Below are 18,927 nucleotides of genomic sequence, written 5' to 3' on the forward strand. Positions count from 1 at the left end.
ATGATCACTACATCACTTTTAGACTTTCTCTCCGAATTAAAGGAAAACAACCAAAAAGATTGGTTTACTGAACATAAAAAGGAATATCAGGCACATTTGGGAACGATGAAAGAGTTGTTCAATGAACTTCAAGTAAAATTGAATCAAACGGACCAAATTGATGCTCATAAAATCTATAGAATTTATCGCGATGTAAGATTCTCCAAAGATAAAACTCCTTATAAAACATGGTTCTCTGGTTATTTTTCTAGAGTGAAACCACAATTAAGAGGAGGATATTTTCTACATATCGAAAATAATAATTCTATGGTTGGTGGTGGATTTTATGGCCCCAACAAAGATGATTTAAAAAGAATTCGTCAAGAATTTGAGTTTGGTGCAGACGAGATGAGAGGAATCATTAATGATCCTGTATTCGTAAAGAACTTTGGGACACTACAAGGTGATGAAGTAAAAACAGCTCCAAAAGGTTTTAGTAAAGAAGATCCTGCAATAGACCTTATTCGTAAGAAACAGTTTATCGCGATTAGAAAATTCTCTAACGAAGAAGTTTTATCACCTACATTCCAAGATGAAATTATTTCTACATTCCAAGCTTTAAGACCATTCTTCGATTATATGACTGATGTTCTAACGACAGATTTAAATGGGGAAAGCGTCTTGTAACGGGTAAATACTACTACTCATAAAAAATTTAAGCCGATAGCTTTCACTATCGGCCTTTTTATTTAGTAAATTTCTTCTGCCAACTCTTGCTCTTCTATGTCAAGCATGGCATTAAGTGCTGCGATATTTGCAACATGTGAAGCGTTTGTCTGATTCTCTTTAAAAGTAGTCTGCATTTCTTTTACAGCTCTTTGAAGTTTAACCAAATTATCCTGACGACGCATTATTCTTTGGTTTAAGAGATCATAATAAGCTTTATTCATGGTAGAACGATTTGTTGTTGTAGTAGATTCAGTTACAGTAGTAGTCAAATCGTTGTGTTCGTTACCATTTAAAAAATGTTTAATTGCTCTGATAATTTTCATTCTTCGATGGATCTTAGAATTATAACAATTCCTTTAATAAGTAGAAAAATTTAGTGATGCTTTGTAATCAAAAGGAATAATTTTTTTTGGTCTCCTCCAAATATTTCTTCACTTAACACTGTGCAAAATACCATAATTGCTGATTTTATTGAAATAATCCAACAACTAATAACGGATAATTCATATTCTTTACTACCACCCTATTAAATCAGTAGATTTATAATGTTAAATTAATTCTTGAAATAATTACACAAACTACTGAATAATATAAACTTACAGCGATAATCCTGTATAAAACTATGTTTCACTACTACGGTTCAATAAGGATCGCAACCTGTTTCTGCTACTCTTAAAAAGTTCCCTTTATATAGATATAACAATTTTCAAAAACCAAACTGAAAAATGATTAAAGGTATACTTAAGTATGAGTGATAGTTATTACATTTGTGGAACTTTGAATACAAACAAAATAGGAATGGCAGAACTAGAATGGAAAACTGAGAAAGAATACGAGGAAATCACCTTTAAGTCATTAAATGGTGTTGCTAGAATCGCATTCAATAGACCGGAATGTAGAAATGCATTTACTCCAAAGACTGTAGATGAATTATGGGAAGCTTTAATTATTTGTCATGAGAGCCAAGAAATTGGTGTAGTACTTATTACAGGTGAAGGTCCTTCTGAAAAAGACGGTGGTTGGGCATTCTGTTCTGGTGGAGACCAACGTGTTAGATCAAATACTGGATATAAAGGTTCTAACGGCATCAATAGATTTAATATTCTTGATGTTCAACGTCAGATCCGTTTTATGAATAAAGTTGTTATCGCTGTAGTTCCAGGATGGGCTGTAGGTGGTGGTCATAGTTTACATGTAGTTTGTGACATGACTATTGCAAGTAAAGAACATGCGAAGTTTAAGCAAACAGATGCTGATGTTGCTAGTTTTGATGGTGGTTTCGGTTCCGCTTACCTAGCTCGTCAGGTAGGACAAAAAAGAGCAAGAGAGATTTTCTTTTTAGGTGCAGAGTACTCTGCACAAGAAGCTTATGAAATGGGTATGGTAAATAAAGTTGTACCTCATGAAGAATTAGAACAAGTAGCATACGATTGGGCACAAGAAATTATGACGAAGAGCCCTACGGCAATTAAAATGCTTAAGTTTGGTTTCAACTTAATCGATGATGGATTAGTAGGCCAACAAGTATATGCTGGTGAGGCTACGCGATTAGCTTATGGTACGGAAGAAGCTGTTGAAGGAAGAAATGCTTTCTTAGAAAAGAGAAAACGAGACTTCTCAACTTTCCCTAAGTTTCCATGATATAATAGCATTGATATAACACAAAAAAGGGCGTTAATTGATTGGTCAATTAACGCCCTTTTTTATTGAAAGAATATTTTATTTGGAATATAAACCTTCTCTTTTGAATGCTTTAAAGGTATTCTTACTAATATTTTTGTCTGTGAACACTTCAAAGATACTGACGTTCTCCAATTCATTTAGGAAACTATCATATGAGAAATAAAACTCCTCTCTAGAATTTGCTTCCCAATATTTACATTGAAACTCTTCTGCTAAGAATTTGGCTGATGTTCTTTGATGAGTTTCGAAGTATTCTTCTAATTCTGGTTGTCTAGTAGGGCCATCGATCATCCTAAAAATTACTCCTCCTTGGTTATTTAATAACACCACTTTAAGGTTTTTAGGTAAATAGTTATTCCAGAACGCATTTCTATCGTAAAAGAATGCCAGATCTCCAGTCAATAGGAAGTGTGTTCTGTCTGGATCTGATATAGCATGTCCTATGGCAGTAGAAGTACTTCCATCTATACCGCTTGTTCCTCGATTGGCATAAACATCAACATCATCTCGTTCTAACCCTAAAAAGTTAGCATACCTTACTGACATGCTATTTGCCAAATGCAGTACTGAATTTTCTGGTAGTTCCGATAATAAATGGTTGACTACCTCCAACTCCGAAAAAGTAAGTAGTTCAAAGAAATCGATTCTATTGGCTTTTACCTTTTCATCTGCACTTTTCCATTCTTCTAAATACTTTGCATCAAACTCTAATTCAGATAGTTGATCAAAAAAAGCATCTGGAGTTGAACGAACAACAGTAGATAAAGCCATAAAAGGATCTGGAACCTCTCCTGCTTCCTGAAGGTGTATATGATATTTTGGTGGATTCTTTCTTAAGAAGAGCTTTAAGTTTTTAGAAATTACAGACATCCCAAAAGTGATTAACACATCGGGCTGCAGTACTTCAATACATTCTGCCTTAAGAAAAACATCTTGATGAATTATTGCCGAAGTAGCATTTCCATAATTGGAAATAATATCAGATACGACAGGAATATTTAATTGATTAAAGCTCTCTACTAATGAATCTTCTCTTTGTCCTTGCCCTGCCACAATAAGAATCTTCTTATATGACTGTACTATTGGAAGTATTTCTTCCTCCCAAGTATCCTGATCAAGGTAAGTTTCCGATTTTATTACCTTAACAGCTTTAGCATTCTCCGAATCATAGACAAACTCCTCACCTTCCTCTGGATAAAAAGGTTCTCTTAGAGGCCAATTAATTTGTATAGGGCCTTGAGGAAAATCAAGTGCTTTTTGTAAAGCCTCTGCTCCTATCCTTCTTCTATACCATTTTGCATCATCATGAGATAAATCGACAGGCATTTGGAATGACTTTTTAACATGTCCCCCAAATATATTTTGTTGTCGAATAGTTTGTCCATCCCATTGATCTATCCATTCTGTTGGACGATCGGCGGTGAGTACAATAAGTGGAATACGTTGATAAAAAGCTTCTGCCACTGCTGGAGCATAATCCAATGCTGCAGTTCCAGATGTACATGCTATAACAATGGGAGAATTAGTTTGCTGTGCTATACCCAGTGCAATAAATGCAGCTGATCTTTCATCACTAACGGTTCTAGTTTTTATATGAGGGTGACGAACAAATGCCAATGCCAATGGAGCGACACGAGACCCTGGCGATAATACCACTTCTCTAACACCCATTTGGTAAACTTGTTCTACAAATTGTCCGACTTCAACTAATAAATCCTTTCGGTGTTGACTCATTTTAAAGTTGTCTAGAGTTAGATTTTACGTTCTACAACGTAAGTGATTAATTGGTGTAAAGCTGCTTTATATTCAGAATCTGGAAGTTCATCCAAGATACCTCTACCTTGTTTGATGTATTCATGCATCGTTTTTTCTGCATACTCTAAGCCACCAGAAGACTTTACAAACTCTATAATCTCTCGTACAACCTTTTGGTTTGTATTCTGAGTTTTAATTTTGAAAATAATCTCTTTTTTCTTTAACCATGTAGCATTATTTAATGCATAGATTAAAGGCAAGGTCATTTTCTTTTCTTTAATATCAATACCTAATGGTTTACCGATCTCATCAGTACCATAATCAAAAAGATCATCTTTAATCTGGAAAGCGATACCAATCTTCTCTCCCATTTTGTGCATCTTTTTGATCACTTCTTCTGAAGCTCCTGATGATGAAGCCCCAACAGCTGTACAAGCAGCAATCAATGTTGCTGTTTTTTGACGAATAATTTCGAAATAAACATCCTCTGTAATATCTAATCGGCGAGCCTTTTCAATTTGCATCAGCTCACCTTCAGACATTTCTTTTACTGCAGTAGAAACAAAACGTAGTAGATCAAAATCGCTATTATCCACAGAAAGTAATAACCCTCTAGATAAAAGGTAATCACCTACTAATACAGCAGTTTTATTTTTCCATAGTGCTTTAATTGAGAAGAATCCACGACGATAATCTGCATCATCAACAACGTCGTCATGTACTAATGTGGCAGTATGTAGTAATTCGATTAGAGCTGCTCCTCTGTAAGTTTGGTCTTGAACTTCACCAGTTGCACCTGCGGTAAGAAACACCATAATTGGACGCATCTGTTTACCTTTGCTTTTCACAATATAGCTCATAATTCTATCAAGAAGTGCCACATCAGATTTCATATACTGACGGAACTTCTTTTCAAATTTGAGCATATGCTCTTGCACAGGACGCTGGAAGTCGTGTATTTTTTTTGACATATCCTCTATCTTGCTATCGGAACGTAGGCTACTTTTTTCGTTTCGAAGAAATCTTCTTCAAACATATCCGACATATCCATTAGCTTATATTTTTTCTTGTTAAGCTTTGAGAATTCTTCCGTTAGATCACCACCTTTTAAGCAGATAATTCCATTATTCCACTCATGACCTTGTTGGTGAGAAACCTTTGTTCTAACCCAACGATATAAAACGTCGATTCTAGTTACTGCTCTAGAAACTACAAAATCATATTCGCCATCCACTTTTTCTGCTCTTACCTGTTCTGCTACAACATTAGTTAACCCAACTGCTTTTGCAATTTCGTTCACTACGTTGATTTTTTTCCCAATAGAATCAACAAGGTGGAATTTCACTTTTGGGAACATAATCGCTAAAGGTATACCAGGGAAACCTCCACCAGTACCTACATCCAAAATTTCACTTCCTGGCTTAAATTGGATCACATTTGCAATACTTAATGAATGTAGTATGTGACGTTCATATAAGTTTTCAATGTCTTTTCTAGAAATTACATTTACTTTCTCATTCCACTCCGCATATAAATCTTGAAGTTGTGAGAATTGATGTTTTTGTACATCTGTTAAATCTGGAAAATACTTTAATAAGATATCAATATTAGCCATTCTATGAAGTATCTTTTTTTCTGCCTTAGTGATTACTTTTATTACTAAATATTTAAGGAAGATGTTTTCACATCTCTTTTTCTCAAATATCTTCCAAAACTAATATTTTTAACTGATGTACCCCTAACTTTTTCCAATTCCTTTAAATACATTTTCTATTTTTTTCAGATTAAGGATCATATTCTTCCTATTTTCCTTGAAATAATACTACAATGTCAGATTCTTCTTAGAATATCTACTCAAATCTAATTTTACTTCTTTCCGTTACAATGTCACTTTGATTAATCATATTTTCGTTCGAGTTCTCCATATATTCCTATTCTTATAAAATTAGATTTTTTTCATTTTTAGTGTTTTCATTACGTCTACCTGTACATTTAGAATGAACAAAAAAAGACGGAGTGGTGTAATAAGGGCAAACAATTACTCGAATTAATGACCTATTGTATATGACCAACTTTACCACAGATATAAATAGCAGAACAGGAGTAATGACTATCAGAATGCGTGGATTTTTCCAACCAACAAAATTCACTGAGTTCTTAGAAGAGTCTTTAAAAAGTGTACAATCCAAAAAACCTAAAATTGTTGTCTTAGACGCAAGGTTTATTGAATCAGGTTGGATGAGTTCTAACCCTTGGATTGTAAGCTGGTTCCTACCAAAACTTGACCTTTTAAAAGTAAAAAACTTTGGAATTATCATTGAAGATGAATGTGACCCTTTTACCCGTTTCTCTGTAATTAACTTAGAAAATCTATTAGAAAACGAACCAAGTATAGCATTAAAAATATTTGAAACACCAGAGGAAGCAACTGTTTGGCAGAGAAATGCATCGAAGGTTGCATAAAAAGAAATTGAGTCATTAATAATTTTGGGTGGTTTGTTCACAGTTGCAAAAAACAGCTGTAAGGGATCTTCGGTCGGAGATCCCATTTTTTTTGTCTATTTTTGGCTACTCAACCATCTATCAAAATCAAACAAATGAAGAGTACGCCTACTGAAAAACTGATATTAGGAATTGACCCCGGAACGCAAGAAATGGGATATGGACTTATATTGGCTAAGGGTTCAAAACTTAGTTTGGTACAGTATGGTGTAATCCACTTGAAAAAATATGCTAACCATGCGATAAAACTTAGAAAAATCCATGAACGCATCATTAGTATTCTTGATGAATATGCACCTGATGAAGTAGCATTAGAAGCTCCTTTTGTTGGTCAGAATATTCAATCTGCTTTAAAACTTGGTAGAGCTCAAGGAGTTGCCATGTCGGCAGCACTTATTCGAGATATTCCTATTACAGAGTATGCTCCTAAAAAAGTAAAAGCTGCTGTAACCGGAAATGGCAATGCCTCTAAAGAACAAGTAGCCAATATGCTTATGAGTATGTTGAAATTTAAGATAGATGACAATACACTACTAGATGCTACTGATGCATTAGGTGTAGCCGTCTGCCATGCGTATCAAAAAGGAAACAATATCAATAAAGCAAAATCTTGGAATGCTTTTTTAAAGGAAAACCCCAATCGAATCTCAAAAATAAAAAAGCCCCGATAAATCAACTTATCGAGGCCTTTGCTTTATACGTTTAATATTTCATCGATGGATGAAAAATCTATTGTTGTTGACCTTGGTCTTGTAGGTTTAAAACCAATAACAAGAATATCATCCGTCTGTTTGTGTTCTGCACCCATCCATTCATCAATTTTCATGGCAATCAATGACTTTTGCTCATACATCGGTTTTTTAGCAATATCAGTCATAAGGTTTCTAAACGATTTCTTGTAGAATTTACGTCCTTCTTCTCCCCCAAACTGATCTTGGTAACCATCTGAAGACATATAGAATGAAAGAATTTCAGGAGAATTATTAAGATCAATCACATGTTCTTTAAAAGGTTCATATTGTTTCTTTTTGAACATATGACCTCCGATAGATTGTTTGTTTCCATCGATGGTCTCAATCGTATTTCCTTCTTCAGATTCTTTCACAACATATAGAGGGTGATGTGCTCCAGCAAACTTCAACTCGTTTGTTCTCTTATTGATGACACACATACCGATATCCATGCCGTCCTTATTATTCACCCTATCCTGTTTCAAGACAATACGAATACGAACATGTAACTCATCCAACAATTTGCCAGGTGAAACTATTTCTTGTGTATTGATAAGGTTTGATAGGATTTCCCTACCTAAGATCGACATAAAAGCACCAGGCACTCCATGCCCTGTACAGTCTGCTACAGCCATATAAGTAAGATCTCCTTTTTCTTCAAACCAATAAAAATCACCACTTACAATATCTTTAGGTCTATAGAAAACAAAAGCATCGTCAAACCTAGATCGTATTAAAGATATATTGGGTAATAAGGCCTGTTGGATTCTTTTGGCATATTGAATACTACTTGTTTGTTGTTGATTTTTCACCTCTAACTCTTCAAGAGCACCTTCAAGCAATGCATTTTTCTCCATTAATTGATTCCTGTGATCATGAAGCTGAACGGTCTTTCTATCCACCAATTCTTCCATATTCTGATAGTTAATTGCCGTATCTAATGCATTTACTGCATATACTACAATACTACCCAACATATTGATCTGTACATCTGAAAATGCATTAACATCTTCGCTATGCACTGCTAAAACACCAATTTTACTTGAAGAAGAAATCAAAGGAAGATAAATTAATGAGCTAATTTTTTCAGTCGTTAATACTGGTAAGAAGTGTTTCAACTCATTAGAGTTCATATAATCATTCGAAATGATCGGTTCCTGACGTTCGAAACACTGTACTCCTAAATGTGTAGATTCTGAAAGATTTCTTGAAAAAGCCATCTTCTCACCACTTGCACTAAAGCCTTGATAATGCATAATACCATCTTGATGAATACCAATTAGGAAAGAGCTAAAATCGAGTGTATTCAGTAAAGAGTGATAGAACTCTTGAATAATACCTTCTACTTTCAAGTGTCTACTTAATTTAGAGCCAATCTGACGAATCTGATCAATCTTTTCGTATGTCTCCGTAAGTTCAACTTGCTGTTCCTCTATCTCATTTCTTCTTTCATTCATTTTATTAATCATGAAATTGAAATCATCTGATAGATCACCTAATTCGTCTTTAGTTTTAATAGTATATAGCTCTCCTTGGAAGTCTTCTTCTACAATTTTTTGTATAGATTTCGAAAGTAAATTAATTGGCTTTCCTAATCTGCTTAATAAATAGAAAAGTAATAGTGCATTTACTGTTAGGATCGTTAGAGCAAAAGAGATTAAGACAACAATGTTTAACCTTTTCCAATATTGATCATATTCTTTAATCACTTCATTGATATTCACTAACTGATCTTCTACTCTAGCTAACTGATCGTTCAGGTTATCTTTAATTCCTGTTTTACCATAAAAACCTAGCTGTTCATCCAATGATACTAATTTCAGGAAATTCGTTTTGTATTTCTCCAAAGCACCAATAATGAATACTTTTCCATATTTATCTCTAACAGTTCTATTGATATCACTTTTTAAATCGTCAAGAACATCTACTAATTTAGATACATAACGCTTATCCTTTCTTAGAATATAATCTTTCTCATGTCTTCTTAGTGATAGAATCTTTACTTGATCTAAATCATACCCTGAATTCATAACACTATAAATAGATCTACGCATTTCACCTTCCGTACCATAACTTTTGAAGCCTCGCTCCAATTGCACATGGATCAAAGTATCGAAACTTTCTCTGTAAACAGCTAATGATTTCTCTAATTCTCTAAGGCTGGGAATGATGTCTGCATCTTGCACATAAGAATTCACATACATCTTCTCTAATCTTTCGTCAATTGCTTTAAGTGCTTCTTTATGACTAGTGATGTACCTGTTTTTTTTAGACTCATAAAATTTAGGGTTAATCGTCTCTGTCAATAAAAATGACTTTTGATCCGATTTTACCTCTTGAATTTTAGAAGTCATCCAACTTAAATCCGTTGATACTTGCTCTGCATTGATTGTAATATTTCTAATTGAAGCATACACTACAAACAATAAAAAGATAATAACAATGTTTGCCGCAAAAGACCAAATCAGTCTAGTTTTGATACTTTTGGCTTGTCGTTTTTGAGGAGTGAGTTTCATATAGCTAGTATGATTTATAATACTGGGATATACCCTTTATGTGCAATGATCTGCTGCCCTTTATCTGATAAAGCGAAATTGACAAAGTCTTGTACTTTTCGTTTATCAGAACCTCTGTAATAGAGGTACAGTGGTCTAGAAAGTGGATATTGCTTATTTAATGCATTTCTAAAAGATGGATAGACAAAATTTGATGGCTGGGAACTGATAGACAGCGGTTGTACCACTTCTTCTACATAGGCGATACCACAATACCCAATGGCCCCTCGAATTTTGCTAACTTTATCAACAACACCTGCATTGGAGTGAACCTCTTTTACATCGGCAGGTGATTTTTCTGATTGAATAACAACTGATGTCATAAACCCATAACTTCCTGAGTATTGATCTCTCGTTACCACTTGTATAGGTAAATCCTCTCCTCCTAATTCTGACCAATTTTTAATTTCTCCAGTAAAGATCCCTTTCAACTGTTTCATCGTTAATTTGTTGATCGGATTGGAAGGGTGAACAATAATAGACAGAGCATCGTAAGCGATTACTTTTTCTATCAATTGATCATAATTATTCTCTATATCAGTTTTCTCATTTGATCTTACTTTTCTAGATGATAGGGCAAACTCTGCTTGATATTCATCAAGACCTTTAAACCCTAATGAACTACCACCACCTTCAACCTCTAGTACTTGCTCTTCTGGAGTACCATAGTTGCTCGCTAAAGCTGCCATTAATGGAAGCATTGTATCACTGCCTAAACCATTTAAAGTATCCTTCTGTGCTATTGTAAATTGAATATTTAGGAGTAATAAGATAATCGTAGTAATGAATTGACGAGATAATTTAAGATTCATTGTCTTAGTATAGTTTGTTGTTCATCACAAAAATGGGCTATAAATATTAAGTTAATAAGAAGGAAAGTTTACGTTTTATTGATGTTTTCAGTACACTAATTGCACTATTGGAAGATAAAAAAGTAAAAATTTTAGCTAAAAACGGTATTTTTGTTACTTTAAGACGTGTAATTACATTAATTCAATATTAACAGAAATGAAATCTCTTTGGGTTTGGTTGTTTAAACTTTTTGGGTGGAAGATCGATGGGACGGTTCCTGAGGATGTAAAAAAATGTGTAGTAGTAGTGGGGCCTCATACCAGTTTTTGGGATTTTTTAGTGGGTGTTCCAGCAAGAGAGCTTCTAGGTTTTGAATCGAAATTCTTTATCAAAAGCTCTTTATGTGTTGGGCCATTAGGATGGTTTCTATTAAAATTAGGAGCAATTCCTGTTCACAGAAAAAAAGGCAATACAAGATTGGTTGATTTGGCAATTGAAGAGTATAATAAAAGAGATGAGTTAATTATTGCTGTAACACCAGAAGGCACTCGCTCTTATAATCCAAAATGGAGAACAGGGTTTTATCACATTGCAAATGGAGCAAAGGTTCCGATTGTTATGGCAGGCATGTGCTTTAAGACGAAGAGAGTGGTTATTGGTGAACGTTTCATACCGACGGGTAATGTGGATGATGACATAGTAAGAATCAAACGCTTCTTCTATAACTTTGTAGGAAAACACCCAGAAAAAGGAATTAGAAAAGAAGAAATCGAATAGTAAAAAGGTTGCATACTCTTAGAATATGCAACCTTCTTTATTTTTAGTTAGATGTCTTAGACTCTTCTTCCTCAATAACATTGTAAGGATAATAAATATCATCTGGATCGTTTGGATCATCTCTAAAGTCAAACTCCTCATCTGGAGTTGGGTCTTCTTCTTGACAAGATGAGACAAAAGTGAATGTCATGATCAATAATAATAACTTAAAAATGAATTTCATCGGTAGTTTAAAATTAGTATTCGTATAAATCTTTATCTATAGACACACTTCTGAAACATTGTGACATTACACTTAACAACCTATACAATTCATTAAGGTATTTAAAGAGAATAAAATCAAATAAAAAAGCCATCCTGTGTAGACAGAATGGCTTGATATATCCTTAGAAAAGAAGTTTTACTTTGCGTAAAGCTTCTCTCTTAATTCTTTAATTTGTTCTGAATTGATGTACTCATCATAAGGCATATGACGGTCGATAATACCATTTGGAGTTAATTCAATTACTCTATTACAAACGGTATGGATTACCTCGTGGTCATGTGATGACATTAAGATATTTCCAGGGAACTTCATCAATGAGTTGTTCAACGCTTGAATCGACTCTAAGTCCAAGTGGTTGGTAGGTGAATCTAAGATCAAGCAGTTGGCATCTGACAACATCATTTTCGACATCATACAACGCATCTTTTCACCACCTGATAATACAGATGACTGCTTGAAAATCTCTTCACCTGAGAATAGCATTTTACCTAAGTAACCTCTGATAAATGCTTCTGAAGTATCGTGAGAATATTGACCTAACCAATCTACTAAGTTTAAGTCATTTTCGAAGAATTCACCATGCTCTAAAGGTAAATAAGCCGTAGTGATTGTAACACCCCACTTAAATTCACCTTCATAATCTGTGTCATTCTCGTTTAAGATTTCAAATAAAGCCGTCATCGCTCTAGGGTCTCTAGAAATGAAAACGATTTTATCATCTTTCTGCATATTGAATTCAACATCCTTGAAAACTACGTCGCCATCAATTGACTTCGTTAAGCCTTCTACTTCTAAGATGTTATTACCTGCTTGTCTTTCTGGAGTGAAGATAATACCAGGGTATTTTCTTGATGAAGGCTGAATTTCTTCAACGTTCAATTTCTCCAACATCTTCTTACGAGAAGTTGTTTGCTTTGATTTAGCGGCGTTAGCTGAGAAACGAGCAATGAATTCTTTCAATTCTTTGATTTTCTCTTCAGCTTTCTTGTTTTGTTGTGCTTGCTGACGCGATGCTAATTGAGATGACTGGTACCAGAATGAGTAGTTACCAGAGAACAATGAAATCTTTTGGAAGTCAATATCTACTATCTGAGTACAGATCGAATCCAAGAAGTGACGGTCATGGGAAATTACCAATACCGTTCTGTCAAAGTTCGCTAAGTAATCCTCTAACCATGAGATTGTCTCTTGGTCCAAGTCGTTGGTAGGCTCATCAAGTAATAAGTTATCTGGCTTACCAAATAATGCTTGTGCTAAAAGAACACGTACTTTTTGCTTACCACTAAGGTTTGACATTGTTTGGTAATGCAAGTCCTCTGAGATAAACAAGCCACTTAATAAGTTGGCTGCATCAGATTCTGCGTTCCAACCATCAAGATCTTCGAATCTTTCTGTTAATTCAGAAATACGAATACCATCTTGCTCATTGAAATCCTCTTTTGCATAGAGTGTCTCCTGCTCTTTTTTGATATCCCATAATTCATCATGACCCATCATAACAGTATCCAACACTGTACAATCATCAAATTCGTGGTGATCTTGTTTTAAAACAGAAAGTCTTTCACCTTTACCAATAGATACACTTCCTCTAGTAGGATCTTGTGCACCATATAGAGTTTTCATGAAAGTCGACTTACCTGCTCCATTGGCACCGATAATACCGTAACAGTTACCTTCAGTAAATTTAAGATTGACATCTTGGAATAAAACACGTTTACCAAATTGAACGCCTAAGTTTGATACTGTAATCATTATATAATTATGAGATATTCAAATATTGGTGCAAAAGTATGTTTTTGTCCTTTGGTTTAAAAATTTGAGGTACAAATACTTTTGAATAAAATGTAATTATTTTTTTTAGCCAATAAATTCAGACTGACAATATTAGGTAAAAACGACCCCTTCAAAAGAATATAATTCTTAGTATAATCCTTATTAATAATAGACTAAACTAAGATTATTCATGTAGATTATGTTATCTGTAACCCTTTTAAAATATAAATTTTATAAGGTTTTGAAGTGGTAAACTTGGGTTAATCAATTTCAAACACCTAAATTGCCATATGAATGAGCAAATTGAAGTATTAATAAAAAAGTACAAAGACCTTTCTAAAGAGTCTGAGCATGAAGCTGCCGCAAAAATTACTAAAGAATTTGTCTCTGGTAAATATAGAGAAAGAGTAATTGAAGCTGCTTTTGAGATGTTAGCCGAAAGTGATAAATATGATGAAGACCATCCCCTCGGTGGTTACTATTATGTAATTTACGAGATGCTACACGCTGGTGCTTATTTATTAGCTAAAGAAGATAAAAGTTAAGAAAAAGATGGATCAAGAAAAAAAACCTGAAAATCAGATTAATATTGAACTTAGCGACGAAGTTGCTGAAGGTACTTACGCAAATCTAGCCATGATCGCACACTCAAACAGTGAGTTCGTGATTGACTTTATTCGTATGATGCCAGGTCTTCCAAAAGCTAAGGTTAAATCTAGAATTATTCTTACTCCTGAACATGCTAAAAGATTATATATGGCATTACAGGATAATCTAAAGAAATATGAAGCACAGTTTGGCCCAATAGGTAAAACTGAAGAAGCTCCTAAGTTTCCAATGAATTTTGGTTTAAGTAACCAAGATCCTCAATAAATAAAAAAGGGACATCCATTTTAAGGTGTCCCTTTTTTATTAACTCACTGGCAAACCATTTTTTACTGGTTTATCTGTGGTGAGTAATATAACATCCTGTCCGTCTCCTAAAGCCCCCAATAACAATACTTCAGACATAATACTTGCAATTTGCTTTGGAGGAAAGTTAACCACTCCTATTACTTGTTTCCCAATTATATCCTTTGGTTCATATAAGGCTCGAATCTGAGCTGATGTTTTTTTAATTCCTATTTCTGGCCCAAAATCTACTTTAATTTTCAGGGCAGGCTTTTTTACCTCTTCGAACACTTCGGCTTCAATGATTGTCCCTACTCTCATGTCTACCTTTGAGAAATCATTCCAATCAATCATTATTTCCTTATTATTTTTTTGATGGAACCGTCTTCATTTAATTTTGCTTCCACCTTGTTTAAAACTTTAGCTCCATAAGTATTTACCTCTCGGTACTCCATACTGACTTGAAGGTATTTTCCCTTTTCAAATACTGTTGTTTCAATATGTTCAAAAGAAGCTGGATCGTTCATAGAAGTCTTAAATTCATCAACAAAGGCGATAATTGAACCATCATCATCTAATAGGTTGACAATTTTTTCTTTCTGATTTATTTGCTCTGATAATTCAGCGACCATTTTACGGTTAAACTTCTCATCAACCTCAGCAATTTTATCTCTAGCATCATCAAATTCCTTTTGATCGATCAGGTTTTCTACTTCCTCGAGTTTTAATTCGTTTTCAAGAAGGTAGATTTTATCTTCTAATTGTTGTCTTTTCTTTTTGTTGTAAGTAGAATCAATTTTAGCAAAATAGACCTTAGATTTATCAAGGTTCCTTTCTTTTAGGTAAGTTTTCGTTTTGGTTACATTTTTTTCGATAAGAGCTTTGTCAAGTTTACTTCTTATCCCTGCCACTTCGTTGGGTTTATAATCTGCCGATACTAAATTTAGGTATTCTTTACAGGCACCATACCATTCTTTGGACAAACATACTTTCGCTTGTACCATTGCGGTTTCGTTCAACTGATTTGTTAGTATAACAACACTATCTTGTTTGAAATCACTTGATATAACATTGAGCTGAAGTTTTGCTTGTTGTAAACTTTCAATCTTACCTTGCTTGATAAATTTTTGGATACTTACAAATCGATCCTCATCAAATTGAAGCGTATTTTTTATCTCACCAGCAAAGAAAAAATACCCAAATATCCCTATTAGTATAAGAAATGAAACTAGAAAAAGTCTAATAATGAACTTAACCATTGATTTGTTCTTTTAGTATTAAAATTGATGCATGTTTTTAGTTTTCTGTAATATACATCTTTCAAAATACTTTAGACAAATGGATTTTTTAAAATCACACCTTGCTACATTTTTAATGATCAAAGTCACTGTTTAACTTATTTTAACTTTTAATAAAATCAATAAAAATGTCATCAAATTTAATTTTACAAATATTAAGTTATGACAAATAATATTATTGAAGACAAGATAAAGTATCTGTATATTTATATTATTTCTTTAAATTTTCATATTATTAGCCAAATTTTCTTAAAAATTCAAAAACTACCCATAACACTGATCACGCCTTTACTGTATGAATAATTCGACCTTAAACTTTGGAAGTTCCAATAAATTCCCCTTATATTTATAACATAAAGCAGCAATAAGAAATAGTTTTTGGGTTATTAAAGGAATTAAAAAGTTATCCGCGATGTGGATAACTTTTTTTGTTTTTACTCAAATGTGATCTTGTGTAAGTTCAATGCTGAGGCTGGTGCTACATACCCCAACTGAGTTTTATCTTCTGATGGTTCTAATGCTTTTTTGATATCCTCTAAAGTTAACTCTCCTTTTCCTAACATAAACAAAGTCCCTATCATAAGCCTTACTTGGTTTCTCATAAAACCCTTTCCATGTACATAGAAGATATAGCTCTTTTCAGGAAAGAAAGAGGCTGTAATATGAAGGTTTTCTTTTATCTCACAATAATCAATCGTTCTTTCCAGACTAACCCCTTCTTTGGGATGCTTACAAAATCTTCCAAAATAATGAGTCCCTTCATATAACTTTGCTCCCTCTTTCATTAATTCTAAATCTAGATCATGTTGAATACTCACCATGTAGGGAGCACAAAAGGGATGGATTTTTTCATTAAAAGTGAATAAGTATTGGTACTCTTTTGTTTTTGGGTCTTGAATGATATTAAACTTATCATCCACTTTTTTTATAGATAATGCTCTGATATCCTGAGGTAGATTATGGTTGAATAATGTAAAAAACTCTTCTTCATCTAACTCTTTCCATACGAACAGCTCAAATGCAGAATGATTAGCAGAAACATAGGTGTCAGTTCTGGATGTTCCCAAAGTTTTAAATTTTACTTCTCCACCCAATACAAAATTAATGGTCTTATTAATCATGCCTTGAACCGTTTTGAAGCCAGGCTGGATCATCCACCCATGAAACCTGTAACCAACATACTGAACCTCAATTAAATAATTATGTCTCTTATTTTTCATTATTTTTTTGATTTTTGATGACCAAAATTATCAGAATTATTTCACATAGCATGGTATCTTAAACAAACTATTTAAAATCATTAACCAACTAAAAAACTAATCAATCGTTCAATAGTATAAACCTTATATTTTTAATTCACTATGATTACTATAACTGATGGAAATTTTGACAGACTATGGGAAATTTATACTTCCTCTTTCCCACTTGATGAACAGCGTTCACAAAAAGATATTCTCCAACTGATATCTCATGGTCAACTTCAATTTAAGGGAATCGAAATTGACAATAATATTGTAGGTCTCATTGCCTTTAGAGTATTAGATAAATTCGTGTATATAGAATACTTAGCGATTGCTGAAGAAGCTCGAGGAAATGGTTTTGGAAAGAAGATCATGAGCTACTTTACACAGATGTACAAACATTACTGTATTATTCTTGAAGTTGAAGCTCCAAGCAATGAATTACAAAAGAAGCGTATCTCTTTTTATGAGCAATGTGACTTTCATTATAATGCTACTCATTTTGTCCAACCTCCACTTCAAAAGAATGGACGGGAAGTAGACATGAGGTTAATGTCTTGGCCTATTAAAATCGAAGATACGGGGTTTGATATGGTAAAAGAAACCCTACTAAATAGTGTCTACAACTTAGTAGCAGAATGATCCTACCATTAAAGTTGTTCCTTTTTGATCTTGAAGTTCTAAGTGATATCTGTTGTTGGCGTCAACACTTTCAGAACGTAAAACCTTAACTCCTCTATTTGGTAGTTTAACAGGTTTAATAAATTTGATACTAATATCAGATATCATTTTCCCTTCTTTAGTTTGAAGGAGTTCGTAAGTCTTAGCCAATTGTCCAAAGCCATGTAAAATTGTGCTTTTAAATGGTGTTGCCTTAGCGATAACATCCACCCAATGTAATGGATTCAGATCCCCTGTAAGTACGCCAAAATTAAACCCATCATTTTTGGCTACACTCCACTCTCCTACTTCAATTAAATTCTTTTCTACTTCTTCCCTTTTCGTTTTTTTCTTTTCTCGTTTGCCAATAATAAAAGCCGTATATAAATGTACTTCCAAAGCGATTGAAGACGAATCAACACCAGCTACCAATTTCTGATGTACCCTTGCTCTTCCATTGTCTTCTTTTATATCTACAATCTCCGTTCTAGCAAAAATGGGTTGGTTATCTTTTAACTCACCTAATACCTTTATATCTACACCTTGGTTAATCACTTTTGCCAATTTATAAGGAGTTTTTTCTAATAAGCTTAATCCAAAAGGCAAAGCATATTGGCTAAATATATGCGGAGGCAATATTCCTTCATAATTTCCGACAGTACCTCCACTCCAAGTAATATAACTCTCAATAAGTTTCTTTGATGGAGGATTTAGCAATGTTTCTTGTGGCAATAAATCATGTTTCTTGCTACTAGCTAAGAATGGTAATATTGTTTGTAAAAATGTTTTACCCACAATTTTCAACATCGGCTTCTGTTGAAGTAATAATGATTTATCGACTTTCATAGAGTTTTTTTTTCGTAAATATAAAAAAAGCATATGCTGAAAAACAACATATGCTTATCTATCCGACATCTATATAGTATTACAGAAGACTCTCCCAGCCTCCTGCATTATACACTTCTTTTACTCCAGCTGCTTCAATTAATGCCTTTGCCACTCCTGCTCTACCTCCAGAAAGACAACAAACAATTAGTGGTGAACCTAAATTTTTTACTTCATCCATTCTTCTTTGTACATCATTAACGGGTATATTGACTGCACCTTCTATATGTCCTTCATTAAACTCTGCCTCCGATCTTACGTCTAATAACGGCGTACCGTTATTCACTAACTCTCTATAATTCATGTTTTTATATATTTAAATAATATACTTCAAAGATAATTGAATGCTTTTTCATTGAGTGTAACAATTATCACATTGACAAAATTCCATTTTCATTTATTGATAAGTAT

21 protein-coding genes are annotated in these 18,927 nt (G+C 33.7%); 8 read left to right on the top strand and 13 right to left on the bottom strand.

The genetic code is table 11. From position 1 onward, the window contains the following. The gene (locus QL232_RS20570) at nucleotides 1-666 is read left to right on the top strand and encodes a DUF2461 domain-containing protein (RefSeq protein WP_281615589.1); all 666 of its coding nucleotides are present in this window, start codon (nucleotides 1-3) and stop codon (nucleotides 664-666) included. Nucleotides 667-728: 62 nt separating this feature from the next. Here the strand turns inward: QL232_RS20570 and QL232_RS20575 are convergent, their stop codons facing one another. Then, complete coding sequence (locus QL232_RS20575) at nucleotides 729-1,031, bottom strand: hypothetical protein (RefSeq protein ID WP_168884848.1); 303 nt, start codon at nucleotides 1,029-1,031, stop codon at nucleotides 729-731. 475 nt (nucleotides 1,032-1,506) lie between these two features. On the opposite strand from QL232_RS20575, the gene QL232_RS20580 reads away from it, so the two are divergent. Continuing rightward, complete coding sequence (locus QL232_RS20580; RefSeq protein ID WP_168884849.1) at nucleotides 1,507-2,349, top strand: 1,4-dihydroxy-2-naphthoyl-CoA synthase; 843 nt, start codon at nucleotides 1,507-1,509, stop codon at nucleotides 2,347-2,349. Between the two features lie 78 nt (nucleotides 2,350-2,427). Here the strand turns inward: QL232_RS20580 and menD are convergent, their stop codons facing one another. From menD to rsmG, 3 genes are read right to left on the bottom strand one after another with little or no spacing between them, the layout of a single operon-like run. Next, complete coding sequence (menD, locus tag QL232_RS20585; RefSeq protein ID WP_281615590.1) at nucleotides 2,428-4,125, bottom strand: 2-succinyl-5-enolpyruvyl-6-hydroxy-3-cyclohexene-1-carboxylic-acid synthase; 1,698 nt, start codon at nucleotides 4,123-4,125, stop codon at nucleotides 2,428-2,430. A gap of 17 nt (nucleotides 4,126-4,142) precedes the next feature. Then, nucleotides 4,143-5,117 (bottom strand): polyprenyl synthetase family protein, encoded by a 975-nt coding sequence (locus tag QL232_RS20590; RefSeq protein WP_281615591.1) that lies wholly within the window; start codon nucleotides 5,115-5,117, stop codon nucleotides 4,143-4,145. Nucleotides 5,118-5,122: 5 nt separating this feature from the next. Beyond that, on the bottom strand, nucleotides 5,123-5,761 hold the full coding sequence (rsmG, locus tag QL232_RS20595; RefSeq protein ID WP_168884852.1) for a 16S rRNA (guanine(527)-N(7))-methyltransferase RsmG: 639 nt from the start codon (nucleotides 5,759-5,761) through the stop codon (nucleotides 5,123-5,125). A gap of 449 nt (nucleotides 5,762-6,210) precedes the next feature. Here rsmG and QL232_RS20600 point away from each other — a divergent pair, with 449 nt between their 5' ends. Both QL232_RS20600 and ruvC read left to right on the top strand, forming a co-directional pair. Continuing rightward, nucleotides 6,211-6,609 (top strand): hypothetical protein, encoded by a 399-nt coding sequence (locus tag QL232_RS20600; protein ID WP_168884853.1) that lies wholly within the window; start codon nucleotides 6,211-6,213, stop codon nucleotides 6,607-6,609. Nucleotides 6,610-6,743: 134 nt separating this feature from the next. Then, nucleotides 6,744-7,319 (top strand): crossover junction endodeoxyribonuclease RuvC, encoded by a 576-nt coding sequence (ruvC, locus tag QL232_RS20605; RefSeq protein ID WP_168884854.1) that lies wholly within the window; start codon nucleotides 6,744-6,746, stop codon nucleotides 7,317-7,319. 23 nt (nucleotides 7,320-7,342) lie between these two features. Here the strand turns inward: ruvC and QL232_RS20610 are convergent, their stop codons facing one another. Together QL232_RS20610 and QL232_RS20615 are read right to left on the bottom strand one after the other, a co-directional pair. Further along, complete coding sequence (locus QL232_RS20610) at nucleotides 7,343-9,895, bottom strand: SpoIIE family protein phosphatase (protein WP_281615592.1); 2,553 nt, start codon at nucleotides 9,893-9,895, stop codon at nucleotides 7,343-7,345. 14 nt (nucleotides 9,896-9,909) lie between these two features. Next, a complete protein-coding gene (locus tag QL232_RS20615) occupies nucleotides 9,910-10,746 on the bottom strand; it encodes a PstS family phosphate ABC transporter substrate-binding protein (protein ID WP_281615593.1) in 837 nt (278 codons plus the stop codon). A 196-nt stretch (nucleotides 10,747-10,942) separates the two neighbouring features. On the opposite strand from QL232_RS20615, the gene QL232_RS20620 reads away from it, so the two are divergent. Next, entirely contained in the window at nucleotides 10,943-11,503 is a 561-nt protein-coding gene (locus QL232_RS20620) for a 1-acyl-sn-glycerol-3-phosphate acyltransferase (protein WP_281615594.1), read from the top strand. 43 nt (nucleotides 11,504-11,546) lie between these two features. Here QL232_RS20620 and QL232_RS20625 read toward each other — a convergent pair whose 3' ends face one another. Further along, entirely contained in the window at nucleotides 11,547-11,726 is a 180-nt protein-coding gene (locus QL232_RS20625; protein WP_168884858.1) for a hypothetical protein, read from the bottom strand. A gap of 177 nt (nucleotides 11,727-11,903) precedes the next feature. Beyond that, entirely contained in the window at nucleotides 11,904-13,520 is a 1,617-nt protein-coding gene (locus tag QL232_RS20630; RefSeq protein WP_168884859.1) for an ATP-binding cassette domain-containing protein, read from the bottom strand. 311 nt (nucleotides 13,521-13,831) lie between these two features. On the opposite strand from QL232_RS20630, the gene QL232_RS20635 reads away from it, so the two are divergent. Together QL232_RS20635 and QL232_RS20640 are read left to right on the top strand one after the other, a co-directional pair. After that, on the top strand, nucleotides 13,832-14,086 hold the full coding sequence (locus tag QL232_RS20635; RefSeq protein WP_168884860.1) for a hypothetical protein: 255 nt from the start codon (nucleotides 13,832-13,834) through the stop codon (nucleotides 14,084-14,086). Nucleotides 14,087-14,093: 7 nt separating this feature from the next. Further along, nucleotides 14,094-14,414 (top strand): DUF3467 domain-containing protein, encoded by a 321-nt coding sequence (locus tag QL232_RS20640; protein WP_168884861.1) that lies wholly within the window; start codon nucleotides 14,094-14,096, stop codon nucleotides 14,412-14,414. A gap of 39 nt (nucleotides 14,415-14,453) precedes the next feature. On the opposite strand, the gene QL232_RS20645 is transcribed toward QL232_RS20640, so the two are convergent. From QL232_RS20645 to QL232_RS20655, 3 genes are all read right to left on the bottom strand, one after another. Beyond that, nucleotides 14,454-14,786 (bottom strand): tRNA-binding protein, encoded by a 333-nt coding sequence (locus tag QL232_RS20645; protein WP_281615595.1) that lies wholly within the window; start codon nucleotides 14,784-14,786, stop codon nucleotides 14,454-14,456. Further along, nucleotides 14,786-15,691 carry a hypothetical protein gene (locus QL232_RS20650; RefSeq protein ID WP_281615596.1) on the bottom strand — a complete coding sequence of 302 codons (906 nt, stop codon included), beginning with the start codon at nucleotides 15,689-15,691 and terminating at the stop codon, nucleotides 14,786-14,788. Before QL232_RS20650 ends, QL232_RS20645 begins: the two co-directional genes overlap by 1 nt. Nucleotides 15,692-16,164: 473 nt before the next feature. Next, nucleotides 16,165-16,950: a tRNA pseudouridine(38-40) synthase TruA gene (locus tag QL232_RS20655; protein WP_281615597.1), complete on the bottom strand. Its 786-nt coding sequence runs from the start codon at nucleotides 16,948-16,950 to the stop codon at nucleotides 16,165-16,167. 141 nt (nucleotides 16,951-17,091) lie between these two features. Here QL232_RS20655 and QL232_RS20660 point away from each other — a divergent pair, with 141 nt between their 5' ends. Further along, nucleotides 17,092-17,613, top strand: coding sequence for a GNAT family N-acetyltransferase (locus QL232_RS20660; RefSeq protein ID WP_168884865.1), 522 nt, complete (start codon nucleotides 17,092-17,094; stop codon nucleotides 17,611-17,613). Here QL232_RS20660 and QL232_RS20665 read toward each other — a convergent pair. Further along, the gene (locus tag QL232_RS20665) at nucleotides 17,599-18,477 is read right to left on the bottom strand and encodes a MaoC/PaaZ C-terminal domain-containing protein (RefSeq protein ID WP_281615598.1); all 879 of its coding nucleotides are present in this window, start codon (nucleotides 18,475-18,477) and stop codon (nucleotides 17,599-17,601) included. The genes QL232_RS20660 and QL232_RS20665 overlap by 15 nt on opposite strands. Nucleotides 18,478-18,556: 79 nt before the next feature. Then, a complete protein-coding gene (locus QL232_RS20670; RefSeq protein WP_281615599.1) occupies nucleotides 18,557-18,820 on the bottom strand; it encodes a rhodanese-like domain-containing protein in 264 nt (87 codons plus the stop codon). Between the last annotated feature and the right edge of the window lie 107 nt (nucleotides 18,821-18,927).

The sequence above is a fragment of the Flammeovirga sp. SubArs3 genome, assembly GCF_947387565.1.
Lineage (GTDB): Bacteria > Bacteroidota > Bacteroidia > Cytophagales > Flammeovirgaceae > Flammeovirga > Flammeovirga agarivorans.

Excerpts from the sequence above, each read along its gene's own strand:
- QL232_RS20610 (WP_281615592.1), bottom strand. The coding sequence starts at position 9,895 with ATGAAACTCACTCCTCAAAAACGACAAGCCAAAAGTATCAAAACTAGA.
- menD (WP_281615590.1), bottom strand. The coding sequence starts at position 4,125 with ATGAGTCAACACCGAAAGGATTTATTAGTTGAAGTCGGACAATTTGTA.
- QL232_RS20650 (WP_281615596.1), bottom strand. The coding sequence starts at position 15,691 with ATGGTTAAGTTCATTATTAGACTTTTTCTAGTTTCATTTCTTATACTA.
- QL232_RS20660 (WP_168884865.1), top strand. The coding sequence starts at position 17,092 with ATGATTACTATAACTGATGGAAATTTTGACAGACTATGGGAAATTTAT.
- QL232_RS20645 (WP_281615595.1), bottom strand. The coding sequence starts at position 14,786 with ATGATTGATTGGAATGATTTCTCAAAGGTAGACATGAGAGTAGGGACA.
- QL232_RS20600 (WP_168884853.1), top strand. The coding sequence starts at position 6,211 with ATGACCAACTTTACCACAGATATAAATAGCAGAACAGGAGTAATGACT.
- rsmG (WP_168884852.1), bottom strand. The coding sequence starts at position 5,761 with ATGGCTAATATTGATATCTTATTAAAGTATTTTCCAGATTTAACAGAT.
- QL232_RS20630 (WP_168884859.1), bottom strand. The coding sequence starts at position 13,520 with ATGATTACAGTATCAAACTTAGGCGTTCAATTTGGTAAACGTGTTTTA.
- QL232_RS20665 (WP_281615598.1), bottom strand. The coding sequence starts at position 18,477 with ATGAAAGTCGATAAATCATTATTACTTCAACAGAAGCCGATGTTGAAA.
- QL232_RS20570 (WP_281615589.1), top strand. The coding sequence starts at position 1 with ATGATCACTACATCACTTTTAGACTTTCTCTCCGAATTAAAGGAAAAC.
- ruvC (WP_168884854.1), top strand. The coding sequence starts at position 6,744 with ATGAAGAGTACGCCTACTGAAAAACTGATATTAGGAATTGACCCCGGA.
- QL232_RS20620 (WP_281615594.1), top strand. The coding sequence starts at position 10,943 with ATGAAATCTCTTTGGGTTTGGTTGTTTAAACTTTTTGGGTGGAAGATC.
- QL232_RS20670 (WP_281615599.1), bottom strand. The coding sequence starts at position 18,820 with ATGAATTATAGAGAGTTAGTGAATAACGGTACGCCGTTATTAGACGTA.
- QL232_RS20625 (WP_168884858.1), bottom strand. The coding sequence starts at position 11,726 with ATGAAATTCATTTTTAAGTTATTATTATTGATCATGACATTCACTTTT.
- QL232_RS20590 (WP_281615591.1), bottom strand. The coding sequence starts at position 5,117 with ATGTCAAAAAAAATACACGACTTCCAGCGTCCTGTGCAAGAGCATATG.
- QL232_RS20655 (WP_281615597.1), bottom strand. The coding sequence starts at position 16,950 with ATGAAAAATAAGAGACATAATTATTTAATTGAGGTTCAGTATGTTGGT.
- QL232_RS20615 (WP_281615593.1), bottom strand. The coding sequence starts at position 10,746 with ATGAATCTTAAATTATCTCGTCAATTCATTACTACGATTATCTTATTA.
- QL232_RS20575 (WP_168884848.1), bottom strand. The coding sequence starts at position 1,031 with ATGAAAATTATCAGAGCAATTAAACATTTTTTAAATGGTAACGAACAC.
- QL232_RS20640 (WP_168884861.1), top strand. The coding sequence starts at position 14,094 with ATGGATCAAGAAAAAAAACCTGAAAATCAGATTAATATTGAACTTAGC.
- QL232_RS20635 (WP_168884860.1), top strand. The coding sequence starts at position 13,832 with ATGAATGAGCAAATTGAAGTATTAATAAAAAAGTACAAAGACCTTTCT.
- QL232_RS20580 (WP_168884849.1), top strand. The coding sequence starts at position 1,507 with ATGGCAGAACTAGAATGGAAAACTGAGAAAGAATACGAGGAAATCACC.